Consider the following 15,851-nt stretch of genomic DNA (forward strand, 5'->3'; position numbering starts at 1 on the left):
AGTTGAACCCAAAGAAACAGAAGAAGTTCAGGAGTAAGATATGGCATTTCAGAGTAGAAAAAAATTCTGTTATTTTAAAGAAAATAGCATTACCGAAGTTGATTACAAAGATGTGAAATTGTTGAGAAGGTTTATCACAGATCAGGGTAAAATCATGCCGAGGAGAGTAACCGGGACCAGCGCTAAGATGCACCGGAAACTTGTCCGCGCTATCAAGCAGGCCCGTAATATTGCATTAATGCCCTATACTAACGTCAGCACGGAGAATTAATTATGGAAGTCATTTTATTGCAAGACGTTGAAACGCTAGGTACTTCCGGTGATATCATTGTTGTAAAGCCGGGATATGCACGGAATTTTCTGTTCCCTCGGAGTTTGGCAGTTCGCTCATCCAAACGTAACCGCGCATTGGCAGATGAAAAGAAAAAAGTTGCTAAATCACGCGCATTACGGGAGGCAAAATCCTACGAAGAATTAATCAGCAATCTTAAGAAAACTGAGATTACTATTGAAGTTCAAGTCGGTGGTGAAGATCGTTTATTTGGTTCGGTTACGAGCCAGGATATTCACAAGGCATTGGCCGGAAAAGGAATTGAAGTGGATCGCCACGCAATTCTTTTGGAAGAACCAATCAAAGCACTAGGGATTTATGATGTGCCGGTTAAAATTACCAAAGGGTTAAACCAAGAAGTTAAAGTGTACATTATACAAGCTTAAACTGATTTTAACAAAAAACCTAATACCCCTGTTGGATATCTATTCGGCAGGGGTATTTTATTTTGAGTACATTCTTATTTAAGAAATAAAAGTAAAATATATCCATTCTTTCAAAAATCACATTTGGATTTTATTGATTGATAATAAAACAATCGGTTGCCGGGAGATTCCTATGCCCGGTATTTTCATGGCCTATGTTTGCTGACGTTTCATTTCCTATCTCAAGCTACCAGACTTTTTCTTATGAGATTCCTGAATCATTATTAGAAAAAATATCTGTTGGCGTCCGTGTTAATGCTGCTTTTGGACCGCGAAAAATCCAAGGCATCGTGGTGGATATAAAAAAAACATCCGATTTCAAGGGACGGATTCGTCCCATCGAATCATTGGTAGATGATGAGCCTGTCTTGGATAGTCACTTATGGAAATTAATTAATTGGCTCTCTCAATATTATAATACCCCCCTTGGAATTGCTGCAAAGGCTGCCCTACCTGCAAATTTATCAACGCGTTATAAACCACAAACCGAAATGTGGGTTAAAGCTAATAGCAAAGATTTGGACTTACCCAAAAATGCAAAAGCTCAAGTTGCTGTTTTAAATTATCTTATGGGTAAAAAGGATTTTGTATCTACCAAATCATTAACTGATTTGGCTTCTAATCACACTGAGGTATGTAAAAAGTTATCTGAGAAAGGGTTGGTTACTATTGAAACAAGGGATATCCTTCCGGACTTGACTGGATTTTCATTTAAGCCAATCCACAAAAAAATACGATTTTCAGATTATCAAAAAACAGCAGTTGATAAAATTTGTGAATCACTGGACAATGATCAGTTCAATCCGTTTTTACTCCATGGGGTAACGGGTAGCGGGAAAACAGAAATTTATATTGAAGCAGCACGTCATGCATTACATCAAAATAAAACCGTGATATTGCTACTGCCTGAGATTTCATTAACACCCCAAATAGCTGGACGGTTTCGTGCTACCTTTGGTGATGCCGTAGCTCTATGGCATTCAAAATTATCCCGATCGGCTAGAGCATGGACATGGAAACGAATTTGTGCTGGGGACTATAAAGTTGTTATTGGAGCCCGTTCGGCCATTTTTGCTCCCCTAAAAAATTTAGGATTAATTGTCGTAGATGAAGAGCAGGAAAGTTCCTATAAACAGGAATCCCCTGATCCACGCTATCATGCTAGGGATGTTTCTCTTATGCGTGGTAAAATTCATAATGCAGCAGTCGTGCTCGCCAGTGCCACCCCAAGTTTGGAATCATATTATAATAATATCCAGGGGAAATTTGATTATATACATCTTCCTGAGAGATTTGGCGGCGCCAAATATCCGCAAGTTCATGTTGTGGATATGATAAAAGAATCGGAAGAAACAGAAATTTATGGCGGAATATTTTCTAGGGTTCTTTTAGAAAAGATGGAGGATCGCATTCAGAAAAAAGAGCAGGTTATTCTCCTCCATAATCGACGTGGTTTCGCCCCCGTTTTGCGTTGTGACGATTGTGGTGAAGTCACTATGTGTCCTCATTGCCAAGTCGCCTTAACCTTTCACCGAACGGGAAATTTTCTCCAATGTCATTTTTGCAACCATTTGGAAAGATCATTGCCCTCAACCTGCAAGGAATGTCAAAGTTTTAATATCAAATTATCAGGGATAGGAACGCAAAAAGTTGAAGACGAATTAAATAAAAAATTTCCGGATGCAATTATTGAACGGTTGGATGTAGACACTGCTCGGTCCGGAACTAATATAACTGAAATGCTTCAACGGTTTTCTGATGGGAAAATTGATATCTTACTGGGAACGCAAATGATTGCCAAAGGATTGGATTTTGCTAACGCAACTTTAGTTGGAATAATTAATGGTGATACTGGATTGTATCTACCGGATTTTAGGGCGGGCGAGCGCGTATTCCAATTAATCTACCAAGCTGCGGGAAGGTCTGGGCGCGGGCGAATTCCCGGGGAAGTAGTAGTGCAAACTTACAATCCGGAAAATCCGGTCATTAAATGTGCCACACAGCTTGATTTGAAAAAATATTATAACATTTGTCTAGATGAACGGCAAGCCCTCGATTACCCACCCTTCAGTTGGATGGTGCGATTAGAAGTAACGGGGGAGAATAGAAACGCGGTCGAAAAAGGATCAAAAATGTTAGGGAACAAATTTAACCGTTTACCAAAAGGAGTAGTTCGTTTGGGCCCAGCCTTTTGTTATCGGGAAAGGCTGCGGAATCAATTTCGGATGCAGATTGTTTTAAAGTCCAAAAAGGAATTTGATCCAAACGGTTATAAACTCCACAAATATTTTAAGTCTATTATCCAAGACGAAAAGACATTTAAACTGCCGGGGAATGTTCGTTTAATTGTTGATGTTAACCCAGTCTCTCTCTTATGATTAGACTTTTATTATTTTTCATTACGATTTTTGAGTTGGGATTTTCCCAAGTTTCATTTAGAGGAATGAATGCATGGACCCATGGGCAAACGGTTGGACTGTCCGGCGGCGGTTATTTATTTAAAATCCAAAATGAATTTCGGAATCCAGCAATGCTATCGGATTCGAACAGGAATTTTAAAATTAATTTGGTCAAATACCCTGCCGGTATTAGTGGACAATCAATTATGGCAAATGGCAAGTGGAACAAACATCGTTTTGGTCTAAAAATAAATCGAATTAATTATGGTTTTTTTGAGGGTAAAAATGATAACAATCAAATTGAGGACAATTATTCTGCGGGAGACACACATTTTAAATTGGCCTACGCTAGATCTTCTAACTCAGGGCGATTTTCTATTGGTGTAACAGGCGGACTATTTTTAAGCAGGATTGATAATTTAAATGCAACCGCATTGACGTTTTCTCCGGGATTTGTTTTTTATTCTCGCTTTGGTCAATGGGGGATAAGCCTGCAAAACGTAGGTTCAATCCTATATTCATATACTAATAAGAACGAAAAACTCCCTTCATCAATTGTTACCTCACTGGCAGGGAAGATTCCAAATACGCCATTAGAATTAGAGGTAGATCATGCCTATTCTTTAGAAGGTCGAAAGGCAGTTTTAATTTTTTCAGGCCTTTTGTATTTAAGAAACGGATTAATTATTAAGGGAGGTACATCAACAAATAAATCTGCTCAAATGACAGATGTGTCATTTGTAAAAAATTTATTTTCGGATGTTGGGCTAGGGGTTTCATATGAATTTGAGGATATTCTTTTTGATTTGAATACCCACGCCTACGGACCCGGTGGATTTGTTTTCGCTTTTGGGCTATCTGTTCGTTATTAATATTTTAAATCATAAAGTCTATTTAATTTATAAAATCATAAAATTATAAGCTAAACTGTCCTTTTAAGAAAAATATTTATGTCATAACTTCGATATTGATTAAAAAATAGGAGAGCACACATGTTTGATAATCGGGATATACAGATTCTCGAAATTCTGCAAAATAATGGCCGTTCTACTGCCAGCGATATAGCGAAAGAAGTTGATTTATCTATCCCAGCTGTTGGAGAGCGGATTAAAAAATTAACTGAAAAAGGTTTGATCGAACGCTTTGTAGCCATACTAAATCATAAAAATGCCGGACTGGATTTAACAGCCTATGTGTTTATTGTAAGTGAGCATTCAGACCATTATGATGAATTCGTAAAAAAAGCGGATGAATGCAGAGCAGTAATGGAATGTCATTCAATTACGGGCGGTGGATCTCACATACTTAAAATTCGTGTAAAAAATTCACAAGCACTGGAAGATTTTTTATATGAAATTCAAAATTGGCCCGGTGTATCTAGGACCCAGTCAAATGTTGTCCTTTCTTCATATAAAGAATCAACAGACATTGACTTAAAAACATTAAAGGAATTACATAATATTACTTAAATAATAATGAATCTATTGTTTAAACTTAAAAATATTGCTAAACTAACAGGGGCAGAAATCGCGTATTATTCATAAAAAATCCCGAGAAAAAGCAATAAATTAATAAATTCTTATTTAGAGTTAATAAACGACTCATTGATTATTAGTTATAGATCGCCCCTCCCGCAAGGCAGGGGCTTTTTTATTTCCTTAAAGGTAAAAGTAAAAATATGGTAAAAGAAAAGATATATCCACTGGTAGATGAAAGTGTATTCCACGAAGCTTGTGGTACAGGGTTTATCGTAGCCCATTCAGGAAAACCAGAGAAACGCATCCTTCCCCTCGCACTTAAAGCGCTCCATCGTTTAGCGCACCGTGGTGCAATCTCGGCTGATAATGAAACGGGTGATGGAGCCGGTATCCTTACGGATATACCAAGGTCATTTTTTAGGGAGATTTTAAAAGAAGACTTCAAGGTAAAGGTTCAATTTAGGCGCCCATTTGGTGTGGCCATGGTCTTTACCACACGACGAGAATTCCAATGGTTTGAAGAAACGGCTAAGCAAAAAGCTAAAGAAAATGGGTTTAAAACATTAGCCGTAAGGAAAGTGCCTGTCAACGAGAATGCTTTGGGGAAGACAGCTAGAAAATTCCAGCCGCTCATTGTTCAGCTTTTTTTCACTGTGGCCCGAAAAGAAAACCGATCTCTAGAAGGACGCCTATATTTATTAAGAAAATCGATAGAAAAGGAGATTAGGGAGAAAAAGAAAAAATCTTATATCTGCTCGTTGTCTTCAGAAACGATTGTTTATAAAGGTCTAATGACATCCACCCAATTGGATTGTTATTACACAGACCTTACCCATAAAAAGTATATTGTAAAACTGGCGTTATTCCATGAACGGTTTTCTACAAATACCCAATCAACCTGGGCAATGGCTCAACCATTTCGGATGCTGGCTCATAATGGTGAAATAAATACGATAAAGGGCAACCGCCTTTGGATGCACGCTCGGGAAAAAGTTATTCAATCACAATTTTGGAAGGATGATATTGAAACGCTCAAACCGATTGTAAGTAAAAGCGGCAGCGACTCCGCAAGTATGGATAGTATTTTAGAATTTCTAACTAAAAGCGGTCGCAGTATGTTTAGGAATATCATGATGCTGGTTCCTGATCCTTATGAGTACAGCAAAACAATTCCTAAAGCATTAAAAAGTTTTTTCATTTACCATGAAAATTTTATGGAGCCTTGGGATGGTCCCGCGGCTCTAGTTTTTGCCGATGGAAATCATGTAGTGGCAAAAATGGATCGTAACGGACTCCGCCCATTGCGTTACACTGTTACCAAGGATGGTTTGGTAATCATGGCCTCAGAAGCAGGCGTTGTTGACGTTGATGATAATAATCTTCTAGTTCATCACCATATGACCTCCGGTGAAATATTTGCTGTTTCTCTTAAAGGGAAAGGCATTCTCCTTAATGATAAGATCAAGCGTGAAACTGCCGGAGAAAGGTCCTATTCCAAATCATTAAAGCAGCATATGTCTTCAATAAAAAGAAAAAATGTAAGTGAAGAATTTGGGATTTATGGTTTACCAAAAGATGGGTTTGACCAACGGATTCGCATTGCCTTTGGATGGTCAAAAGAAGATCTAACACGGTATTTAATTCCGATGGCAACCAGTGGCAGAGAGCCCCTTGGTTCAATGGGAGACGATTCGCCGCCAGCCGTTATGTCCCAGCATGATCGTCGTTTTTATGATTATTTTAAACAAAGTTTTGCCCAGGTTACCAACCCCCCGATTGACTCAATCCGAGAAAGAAGCGTCATGGCTCTTTTTAAATACTTGGGTTCTGAAAATAACTTGTTGGATGAGAATCCAACTTTTGGAGGTGCACTTCGTATTGAAAGTCCGATTTTATCTCCTTTGGATGTTATCGAGCTTTTTCATAGAAAAGAGGATTTCCCTAACGAAAAGATTTCAACCCATATATCTATTGAACAGGACTTAGATAGTCGCTTAAAATCGATAAAGAGAAAAGCAAAGGCGGCTGTTGAGAATGGGGCAAAAATTATATTTTTATCTGATGAAAATTTAATCAAAGGCAAATTGCCCTTACCAATGCCATTGGTGGTTTCTGCGATTCACCATCATTTGGTTAAATATAAAATGCGAGCTCAGGTATCATTGATCCCCATCTCCGGCGATATTGTTGAAGATCATCATGTGGCAGTTTTAATAGGGTTGGGGGCTAGCGCAGTTTACCCCTATATGGCGTATGAACTGATTCGTGAACACTTTGCCAATGACGAAGGTTGGATTGAAAAAATGGGAAATTATCGATATGCCCTTGAAAAAGGGCTGCTTAAAATAATGGGTAAAATGGGTATATCCACTTTAAGCAGTTACCACGGCAGTATGCTGTTCCACGCATTTGGACTGGATCATGAATTCCTGAAAAAATATTTCCCTTCGATTCAAAGCATGATTGGCGGAATTGGCTCAACCCAGATTTATAATATTTTACTTAAACGACATAATGTTGCCTTTGCACCGGCAGAGCCAGAATTGATTGAAATTGGATATTTTCGTTTCCGGCGCAATGGTGAAAAGCATGGCTTTGCCCCTGAATATTTTAAACCAATTCGGCAAAAAGCACAGCAAAAAGAGGCTAAATTAAAAAAATTGGACGCATTTATTTACCTGCGTGATTTGATGACTATAAAAAGTCATCGTAAGTCGATTCAAACAGATCAAGTTGAATCAACTCAAAAAATATTAAAACGGTTTGGATCTGGGGCCATTTCATTTGGAGCCATATCAGAAGAATCCCACCGTGTCTTAGCGCGAGGGATGTCCATGGCCGGTGCCCGTAGCAATACGGGTGAAGGGGGTGAAATGGAAGATCGGTACAGTCGCACCAATCCCGACAAAGATGTGAATTCGTATATTAAACAGATTGCCAGTGGCCGTTTTGGTGTTTCAGTAGATTATTTGGCTGCCGCTCGTGAAATTCAGATTAAAATGGCTCAAGGAGCTAAGCCGGGAGAAGGGGGTCAATTGCCGGGGCATAAAGTTTCAGCTCAAATTGCCCACGCCCGTTCTGCGACACCGGGGGTGCCATTAATTTCCCCTCCGCCCCACCACGATATTTATAGCATTGAAGATATCAAACAGCTCATTCATGATCTTAAAGAAGTGAATCCTCGAGCAAATGTATCTGTAAAGTTGGTAGCCCAACCGGGCGTAGGAACGGTTGCTTCTGGTGTTGCCAAAGCTGGGGCAGATATTATTCTTATTTCCGGCGGAGACGGAGGAACGGGCGCAAGCCCTTTGGGTTCTTTAAAGCATACAGGTTTACCTTGGGAATTGGGTCTTTCGGAGACACATCAGGCTTTAGTTGCCAATGGTTTAAGAGAACAAATAATTCTTCGAGTTGATGGCGGCATGAGAACTGCCAACGATATTGTAATGGCAGCCATTTTGGGCGCCGAAGAATTTGATTTTGGCACATCGGCACTGGTGGCGCTTGGTTGCGTTATGGCTCGTCAATGCCACCTGAATACTTGTCCTGCGGGAATCGCCACCCAAGATAAACACTTTATCAAAAAATTTCGTGGAAAGCCAGAAGATGTAAAATATTATTTGGAAGCTATTGGGGCATCAATCCAGAGGAAAATTGCCGAAATGGGTTTTCAAAAATTGTATGATATTATTGGCAGAACTGATTTGTTAACTGAGAATATCAACGCCAAATCTATTATAAAGGAAAGAGGGTTGGACTTAGTGCCAATCTTAAATCCAGAAGCAAAAGGAGGACTACCGTTAGCCAGTTCATTGAAAGTACGATTACAGGGAGTTCGCCATGATGAGAGTCTTGATGATGAAATTTTAAATGAGATAAGGCCCGCAATCATGACTCATGGTCATGCGGTAGTTATCAAAATTGTAAATAATACGATGCGCTCTATTGGGACACGTATCTCGGGTGAAATTGCATTCCTTTATGGCAAAGGCAACTTTAACGGCAACATTCAGATACGAATGGGTGGCGCTGCTGGCCAAAGCTTTGGGGCATATTTGACTGATGGAGTTGAATTGCGTTTAAAAGGGGTTGCCAATGATTATGTTGGCAAAGGTCTTACGGGTGGATTGATTTCAGTCAGGATGCCTCGGGCGGTGCGCCGCAAAAAAGGTGAGCACACCATTATTGGGAACGTGGGTCTTTATGGCGCCACAGGGGGACATTTGTTCGTAGCCGGAAGGGGCGGTGAAAGGTTTGCCGTAAGAAATAGCGGTGCGGCGGCTGTGATTGAAGGAATCGGTAATCATGGCTGTGAGTATATGACCCGCGGTGCTGTGGTTGTATTGGGAGAAATAGGTTCTAATTTTGGGGCCGGTATGACCGGTGGCCAAGCTTTTGTTTATGCGCGCAATAAGCCCATTTCAAAAAAACTGAATAAAGAATATGTGCAGGAAGATGATTTGACCGAAAGCGATATCAACCTTCTTTATCGTTTACTGCGGAATCATGAATTTCATACCGGGTCTGTAATTGCTAAAAGTATCATGGCGGATTGGAAACGCCATCAATCCTATTTTCGACGGATTACACCCGCGGCATTAGAGATTATTGATTTTCAAAATATATATGATATGCAGGTAGCCGACAGGTTAGGCGTAATGCTAAACGAATAATGGCTGCCTTAATAAATAATGGGTTCGTTGAGAATGTCATCGAAGCAATTTCAAGCGTAGCTTACAAAGAAGGCGATAAAGGCCGTGGAAAGATTTTTATTATGCCCATCGAAGAATGTATACGGATTCGCACAGGTGAAAAAGGTTCCACAGCAATTGGGTAACAATGTATATTGCGCCTTGTATTTCCTTGTTTAAATATAGAAATGCTTTAAAAAAATAGGGAATATAGGCAGATTGCATTAAATATTAATAAATGATTAGAGGAGACAATATGGGATTAATTAAAGCTGAATATATTTGGATTGACGGACATAAGCCAACGGCGAAGCTCCGATCTAAAACAAAAGTGTTTGAAGGGCCAGTCAACAGTATCGATGATATTCCTGAATGGGGCTTTGATGGATCAAGCACAATGCAGGCAGTAGGTGGTGATAGCGACTGCCTGTTAAAACCAGTTTATTTTGTTCTGGATCCGATTCGTGGGAGTGATAATATTTTAGTGATGAATGAAGTTCGCAATGCAGACGGATCTGTTCATGAATCCAATACGCGCGCACAGTTGGTTGAGATTGCAGAAAAATATAAAGATGAAGAAGCCTGGTTTGGAATTGAACAGGAATATACTTTTTTTCAAGGACGATCACCACTAGGATGGCCCGATGGCGGTTATCCCGCACCTCAAGGACCTTTTTATTGTGGTGTTGGCGCGGATGAAGTCTTCGGTCGCGATATTGTCGAGGATCATATGGAAGCCTGCATGGAAGCAGGGATCGGTATTTCGGGGGTTAATGCTGAAGTGATGCCGGGCCAATGGGAATTTCAGGTGGGTCCTCTTGGACCATTGGATGTGGCTGATCAACTTTGGCTGTCTCGCTGGATTCTTTACCGAATTGCAGAAGATTATGGTGTGAATGCCACCCTTCACCCAAAGCCGGTTGCCGGCGATTGGAACGGTGCAGGGGCGCATACAAATTTCAGCACAAAAGCAATGCGTGAAAATGGAGGATTAAAGATTATAGAAGCAGCCTGTGAAAACCTTGGTAAAAAACATGAAGAGCATATTGTCCTTTATGGCGCCCACAATGAAGAGCGCTTAACGGGCCTGCATGAAACATGTTCCATCCATGAATTCCGTTACGGGGTGAGCGATCGAGGTGCTTCCGTACGAATTCCTATGGCAACAGCAAAGGATGGTCATGGCTATTTAGAAGATCGCCGTCCTTCAGCGAATATGGACCCATATTTGGTTTGTGGTGCACTCATGGAAACATGCTGCTCCTAAACGTTTAAGTTATAAATGCGTAAAAAAGAAGGCCTCAAATTTGGGGCCTTCTTTTTTTGAGGTAATTTCGTAAACTCCCGTCAGTAAAGTAATCACGAAATAATGAAATCATTCATAAAGCTCCTACCCCTATTACTCCTTCTGGCAAGTTGTGCAGAAAAAAATGAAGGTCCTTTGGCAACATGGCAAGTCATCCAGGATGAGGTACTGACCCCCAGTTGTGCCAATTGTCACGTAAGTGGTTCAGTCATAGCAAGACAATCAGGTTTGGTGCTTAGCAATGAGAAAAGTTTTGCTGAGATGGTTGGTGTACCACCCAAAAATATTGCGGCAAAAGACGCTGGGCTAATTCTTGTGAGCAATGAAGGGGGCCTAAAAGGATTGGGAAAAAGTTTTCTTTGGGAGAAAATTAATTCCCATGACCGTGATCATTATTTAAACGACCATTCAGATTATGGACAAATGATGCCCCCGGGAGATAATTTTTTAAATAATGGGAAATTACAGTTTATCCGTGCATGGATTGAAGCCGGAGCACCAGAGACTGGAATTGTTGCCGATGAAAAACTATTAAACGATTCAACCCGTTACAAGCCGAGGGCCTTTAAACCATTAGATCCTCCAGAAAAAGGATTCCAGCTTCACTTGGGGCCATTTGATATTCAGCCAAATTTTGAGCGGGAATTCTTTCATTATACTGATACACAATTAACAGAAGATGTGTTAGTTAGTCGGATTGAAATTGAAATGCGACCAGGTAGCCATCACTTTATTCTCTATTCATTTGATAATGACACCAAGCAAGGTGACCTTCCTTCCTTTGGTATAGATCGGGAGCTTCGAGATTCAGACGGTGCTATTCATACTCCAACCCTCTTAACGATGATAAAGCATCAATTTTTCGGGGGAACCCAATGGCCAAGACTGGATTATAAAATGCCACCCGGGGTGGGGTTACGTCTGCCATCACAATTTGGATTGGATCAAAATGTCCATTATGTGAATCGAACAGATTCCGTAATGGTCGGGGAAGTATTTAGCAATATTCATACCATGGAAAAAACAGACGTTCAGCATGTGGCCGAACTATTCACTATGTCCCATATGAATTTCAGCCTACCTCCCCAAAAAGTTACTACACTAGAACGAACGTTTAGAGTCTCGGGTAAAATTTATGTTGGACAAGTATTTACTCATGCTCACGAAAAAATGACTGAATTTGTAGTAAAATTGTCGGGTGGATCTCGAGATGGAGAAGTGGTTTATTGGACTGATGACTGGTCCCACCCCCCCATTCTTAATTTCGATCCTCCCATTGAATTAAATTCAGGAGAAGGATTTAAACTTATAGCAACTTATGACAATCCAACAGACCAGACTATTAGGTTTGGTTTTTTATCTACAGATGAAATGATGATTCTTTTTGGATGGTATTATGAATAAGAAATCTATGATTTCCTATGGCATAATTGACTGAGCGAGTCCAAGTGTTCAATCGGATTGTATATTTAATTATTCTATTTACTGTCCTTGCTGGTGATTTGGTTTTTGCTCAAAATAAATATCCTATAATATTAGTTCATGGTTTTATGGGGTGGGGCCGAGAAGAGATGGGTAATTATCGCTATTGGGGTGGGAAGATTGATTTAGAGGAATCTTTAAGGGATGAAGGATATACTGTTTTTACAGCTAACGTAGGGCCCGTTTCCTCAAACTGGGATCGCGCTGTTGAATTATATTTTCAAATTAAAGGCGGCCAGATTGATTATGGGAAAGCACATTCAGAAGCGTTTGGACTTGTTCGAAAACCGGAAAGCAAAAATTATACTGGATTATATCCGGAATGGGACGAGAAACACCCTGTGCATTTTGTCGGTCATAGCATGGGAGGTCAGACGGTCCGAATGTTGGACTATCTTCTAAAAACATCTTTATTAGATTCTTTGGGAAATAAGGAGGAAAGTGGATTCCTAGGCGAAGCCCACGATGGCTGGATTAGTTCAATTACTTCAATATCGGCGCCACATAATGGAACAACTTTATCTGATATTGTTACCACTAGTATTCCTTTTTTACAGGATTTTATAGCTGTGGGTGCAGTAGTGGGAAGTTCATTTTATAACTTTGATCTTGAACAATGGGGGTTTAGTCGAAAAGAGGAGGAATCTTGGGGAAATTATTTTATACGTATGAGAAACCATCCATCATGGGGGACGAAAAACATGGTGGCCTGGGATGTAAGTGTGGAAGGCGCTAAACAAATGAATACGCTGTGTACAGCCAATCCTGATATTTTTTATTTTTCATTTGTGACTAGTAATACCATAATGGACTCTACATCCAGACGACATGTGCCTGGTAAAAAAATGTCATTTATCATAAGAGCAAATGCACGATTTATGGGGATGAAAAAAGCATATTACGCTGATGGTTCAGCCACAGATTCAACATGGTTTGAAAATGATGGTATAGTAAATAAAATTTCAATGTTTGGACCAACAACAGGTGCGAATGGACCAGACCCAATTGCTATGTTTAGGGCTGATGAATTGCTTATTCCGGGGCAGTGGTATGTTATGGGGGATTATAAATCGGACCATAGAAAGTTTATCGGACATAGTTTGAAAGAAAGCGAATTGGATTCAATGATAATTTTGTATTCCAAGCATATGGCATTGCTTTGGTCATTACCTAAATAAATATGCTTGATATAAATAATTTTGGAAAATTAGAATTTAGAATCGGCACGATAGAAAAAGCAGAAGATTCTCCTCAAGCAATAAAGGCCGCCTATAAGTTAAGAATTAATTTTGGCTCATTCGGGAAAAAATGGTCAAGTGCGCAAATTACAGAAAATTATACTTTAGAAGAACTATGTGGACGCCGTATTCTCGCAGTTATGAATTTGGGACCTAAAAAAATAGGACCCATTGTATCGGAAGTTCTTGTCATAGGGGCGGAGGATGAAATGGGAAATATTGTTTTATTAGAGCCGGATAATGATATTCAAAATGGTGCACAGGCTAAGTAAGGATGCTTGTTATTAATACTATATATTTGTAATATACAAATATGGAATTTGGAGAATTACTTAAACAGTTTCTGATTGATCTTCAGTCACTATTTCGCGCTCATACTAAAAACTTAAACCTTACCCTGCCCCAAATAATGTTAATGTCTTCAATCCCAACTGATGGGATTGATATGACCTCCTTGGCTCAGCGGATTGGTGTTGACAATAGTACGCTCACCCGTCTTATAGACGTATTATTGAAAAACCGATTTGTCCAAAAAAATAAAAACCCTTCAGATGGGCGATCAATTCTAGTGTCCCTGACGTCCTCCGGCGAAATACTTCAAGGGGCCATTGAAACCGAAATTGACCGGTTTGGTTCTGAGCTGTATCGTCAAATTCCCATAGAAGATCAAGAAGAGATGAAAGAAATATTATCTTCATTTCATTGGGTAGTCTCAAAATACAGATTAAATGATTAAAATTGTATTATACAAATAAAACAGGAATGATTCTAAAGTGGTACGATCAAAACAAGCGTAATCTGCCTTGGAGAGAATCACAGAATCCATATAAAATATGGTTGTCTGAAGTTATGCTTCAGCAAACTCAGGTTGATACAGTAATTCCGTATTTCAAAAAATGGCTCATCCATTATCCAACAATTCAGTCAGTTGCCGAAACCGAGTTAGATGATTTATTAAAAATATGGGAAGGGTTAGGCTATTATTCCCGATGTCGTAACTTTTATAATGCAGCGAAAGAAGTAATCACAAAACACAATGGCATTATCCCTAATAAAATTGAAGTGTTTCGTTCTCTCCCAGGAGTTGGTGAATATATTTCAGGTGCAGTTATGTCAATGGCGTTTAACCAATCGCATATTGCGATGGATGGGAACCATCGTCGGGTTATATCACGAGTTTTAGGAATTAAGAAACTTTCAAATTATAATCAGAAAAGAATAAAATCCATATTAAAGGAATTGATTGGTGTTGATAGGCCTGGGGATGTAAACCAGGCACTAATGGATATTGGTAGTTCTATTTGTAAATCAAGAGAAACATTATGCCTAGATTGTCCATTGCAAAGTTTATGCAAAGCGTTTTTGTTGGGGAATCCCTTAGCTTACCCACAAAAAATTAATAAAAAGAAAATTCCTACAAAGCAATTAGTTGCTGCTTTAATAAAAAATAAAGACAGTATTCTAATTTCAAAAAGGCCGAACAAAGGTTTGCTAGGCGGGTTGTGGGAATTACCAAATGTAGTGATTGAGAATATTGATTCTCCAGGAAATGACTTAATAGGTCAAATAGAAAAACAATATGGATATGACATAACGGTAAATCGACCCCTTGGAAAAATAAGCCACTCTTTTACTCATTATAAAATGAATATTACTCTTTACCAATGCAATACAAAGAATGATATGGTCTCAGAGCCCGGTGTAAAATGGGTCCGCTATTCTGACTTGAATCAATTTGCATTTTCAAAAGCAAATCATAAACTGTTTAGATTGATAGAAAAAAAGGATGTTTAGAGCTATCCTTTCAATTTTTCTCTGGCCGCTATGGGCGGTGGTTTTTTTATTAGGGGCATTAGTTTATTCTGTTTCAATTATCTTTGTGCCATCATACAGGCTCCATTCATTGGCCCGAGTTTTAGCCGTATTCTTTATGATTTTCGGTGGGCAGTGGTTTCGGATTAAAGGAACTGCACCAAATCCGAAAGATGGGCCTTATCTTTACATGATGAACCATGAATCACTTTTTGATGCATTTATGATGGTGGCCGGAATTCGCCATTACTTTACGGGCGTGGGCGCCATTGAGCAATTTTCGTATCCGGTGTGGGGATATTTAGTTAAAAAGTATGGTGTTATTCCTATCATTCGCAATCAGTTGGATAACGCAATATCAAGTTTGATTAAAGCAGAGGAAGCAATTGAAGAAGGGGTCTCTATGATGATTGCGCCGGAGGGAACACGAACAATTACAGGGGAATTAAGCTCATTTAAAAAGGGCCCTTTCCATGTAGCAAAAAATACAGGCATTACAATAGTCCCGGTTGGGTTGATTGGAGCTTATCAAGCCAAGAGTAAAAATGATTGGCGCATAAGGCCGGGAATATTGACGACAGTTTTCGGGAATCCAATTAAAAAGAAAGATTATGAGAATCTTTCTTTGGATGAATTAAGAAATTTGGTTAAAGTAAAAATTACTGAATTGATTGAAGTTTAATAAATGA

At 39.4% G+C, this 15,851-nt stretch carries 14 protein-coding genes; all 14 read left to right on the top strand.

Annotated elements, in window-relative coordinates; all coding sequences use genetic code 11:
- Positions 1 to 40: 40 nt before the first annotated feature.
- The 14 genes from HN459_07835 to HN459_07900 all read left to right on the top strand — a co-directional run bounded on the left by HN459_07835 (position 41) and on the right by HN459_07900 (position 15,844).
- Entirely contained in the window at positions 41 to 271 is a 231-nt protein-coding gene (locus HN459_07835; protein ID MBT3479355.1) for a 30S ribosomal protein S18, read from the top strand.
- A 2-nt stretch (positions 272 to 273) separates the two neighbouring features.
- Positions 274 to 717, top strand: a complete 444-nt coding sequence (locus tag HN459_07840; protein MBT3479356.1) for a 50S ribosomal protein L9 — start codon at positions 274 to 276, stop codon at positions 715 to 717.
- 137 nt (positions 718 to 854) lie between these two features.
- Positions 855 to 3,134, top strand: coding sequence for a primosomal protein N' (gene priA / locus HN459_07845; protein ID MBT3479357.1), 2,280 nt, complete (start codon positions 855 to 857; stop codon positions 3,132 to 3,134).
- Positions 3,131 to 4,027: a hypothetical protein gene (locus tag HN459_07850; GenBank protein ID MBT3479358.1), complete on the top strand. Its 897-nt coding sequence runs from the start codon at positions 3,131 to 3,133 to the stop codon at positions 4,025 to 4,027. The genes priA and HN459_07850 overlap by 4 nt, the downstream gene beginning before the upstream one ends.
- Positions 4,028 to 4,147: 120 nt before the next feature.
- A complete protein-coding gene (locus HN459_07855; protein MBT3479359.1) occupies positions 4,148 to 4,624 on the top strand; it encodes an Lrp/AsnC family transcriptional regulator in 477 nt (158 codons plus the stop codon).
- A gap of 209 nt (positions 4,625 to 4,833) precedes the next feature.
- Entirely contained in the window at positions 4,834 to 9,306 is a 4,473-nt protein-coding gene (gene gltB / locus HN459_07860) for a glutamate synthase large subunit (protein ID MBT3479360.1), read from the top strand.
- Positions 9,306 to 9,470 carry a P-II family nitrogen regulator gene (locus HN459_07865; protein MBT3479361.1) on the top strand — a complete coding sequence of 55 codons (165 nt, stop codon included), beginning with the start codon at positions 9,306 to 9,308 and terminating at the stop codon, positions 9,468 to 9,470. The genes gltB and HN459_07865 overlap by 1 nt, the downstream gene beginning before the upstream one ends.
- Positions 9,471 to 9,580: 110 nt before the next feature.
- Positions 9,581 to 10,591 (top strand): glutamine synthetase, encoded by a 1,011-nt coding sequence (locus HN459_07870; protein MBT3479362.1) that lies wholly within the window; start codon positions 9,581 to 9,583, stop codon positions 10,589 to 10,591.
- 102 nt (positions 10,592 to 10,693) lie between these two features.
- Positions 10,694 to 12,034 (top strand): hypothetical protein, encoded by a 1,341-nt coding sequence (locus HN459_07875; GenBank protein ID MBT3479363.1) that lies wholly within the window; start codon positions 10,694 to 10,696, stop codon positions 12,032 to 12,034.
- A gap of 44 nt (positions 12,035 to 12,078) precedes the next feature.
- Positions 12,079 to 13,290 (top strand): lipase, encoded by a 1,212-nt coding sequence (locus HN459_07880; protein MBT3479364.1) that lies wholly within the window; start codon positions 12,079 to 12,081, stop codon positions 13,288 to 13,290.
- A 2-nt stretch (positions 13,291 to 13,292) separates the two neighbouring features.
- Positions 13,293 to 13,622 (top strand): tRNA-binding protein, encoded by a 330-nt coding sequence (locus HN459_07885; protein ID MBT3479365.1) that lies wholly within the window; start codon positions 13,293 to 13,295, stop codon positions 13,620 to 13,622.
- A 41-nt stretch (positions 13,623 to 13,663) separates the two neighbouring features.
- Positions 13,664 to 14,086 carry a MarR family transcriptional regulator gene (locus tag HN459_07890; protein ID MBT3479366.1) on the top strand — a complete coding sequence of 141 codons (423 nt, stop codon included), beginning with the start codon at positions 13,664 to 13,666 and terminating at the stop codon, positions 14,084 to 14,086.
- A gap of 2 nt (positions 14,087 to 14,088) precedes the next feature.
- Complete coding sequence (gene mutY, locus HN459_07895) at positions 14,089 to 15,144, top strand: A/G-specific adenine glycosylase (protein MBT3479367.1); 1,056 nt, start codon at positions 14,089 to 14,091, stop codon at positions 15,142 to 15,144.
- 37 nt (positions 15,145 to 15,181) lie between these two features.
- Positions 15,182 to 15,844 carry a 1-acyl-sn-glycerol-3-phosphate acyltransferase gene (locus HN459_07900; GenBank protein MBT3479368.1) on the top strand — a complete coding sequence of 221 codons (663 nt, stop codon included), beginning with the start codon at positions 15,182 to 15,184 and terminating at the stop codon, positions 15,842 to 15,844.
- Positions 15,845 to 15,851: the final 7 nt, after the last annotated feature.

It is taken from the genome of Candidatus Neomarinimicrobiota bacterium (assembly GCA_018647265.1).
Taxonomy (GTDB): Bacteria; Fidelibacterota; Marinisomatia; order Marinisomatales; family TCS55; genus TCS55.

What these genes read in the sequence shown, in the direction of transcription:
- HN459_07835 (MBT3479355.1), top strand. Translation starts at nt 41, where the DNA reads ATGGCATTTCAGAGTAGAAAAAAATTCTGTTATTTTAAAGAAAATAGC.
- HN459_07840 (MBT3479356.1), top strand. Translation starts at nt 274, where the DNA reads ATGGAAGTCATTTTATTGCAAGACGTTGAAACGCTAGGTACTTCCGGT.
- HN459_07850 (MBT3479358.1), top strand. Translation starts at nt 3,131, where the DNA reads ATGATTAGACTTTTATTATTTTTCATTACGATTTTTGAGTTGGGATTT.
- HN459_07855 (MBT3479359.1), top strand. Translation starts at nt 4,148, where the DNA reads ATGTTTGATAATCGGGATATACAGATTCTCGAAATTCTGCAAAATAAT.
- gltB (MBT3479360.1), top strand. Translation starts at nt 4,834, where the DNA reads ATGGTAAAAGAAAAGATATATCCACTGGTAGATGAAAGTGTATTCCAC.
- HN459_07865 (MBT3479361.1), top strand. Translation starts at nt 9,306, where the DNA reads ATGGCTGCCTTAATAAATAATGGGTTCGTTGAGAATGTCATCGAAGCA.
- HN459_07870 (MBT3479362.1), top strand. Translation starts at nt 9,581, where the DNA reads ATGGGATTAATTAAAGCTGAATATATTTGGATTGACGGACATAAGCCA.
- HN459_07875 (MBT3479363.1), top strand. Translation starts at nt 10,694, where the DNA reads ATGAAATCATTCATAAAGCTCCTACCCCTATTACTCCTTCTGGCAAGT.
- HN459_07885 (MBT3479365.1), top strand. Translation starts at nt 13,293, where the DNA reads ATGCTTGATATAAATAATTTTGGAAAATTAGAATTTAGAATCGGCACG.
- HN459_07890 (MBT3479366.1), top strand. Translation starts at nt 13,664, where the DNA reads ATGGAATTTGGAGAATTACTTAAACAGTTTCTGATTGATCTTCAGTCA.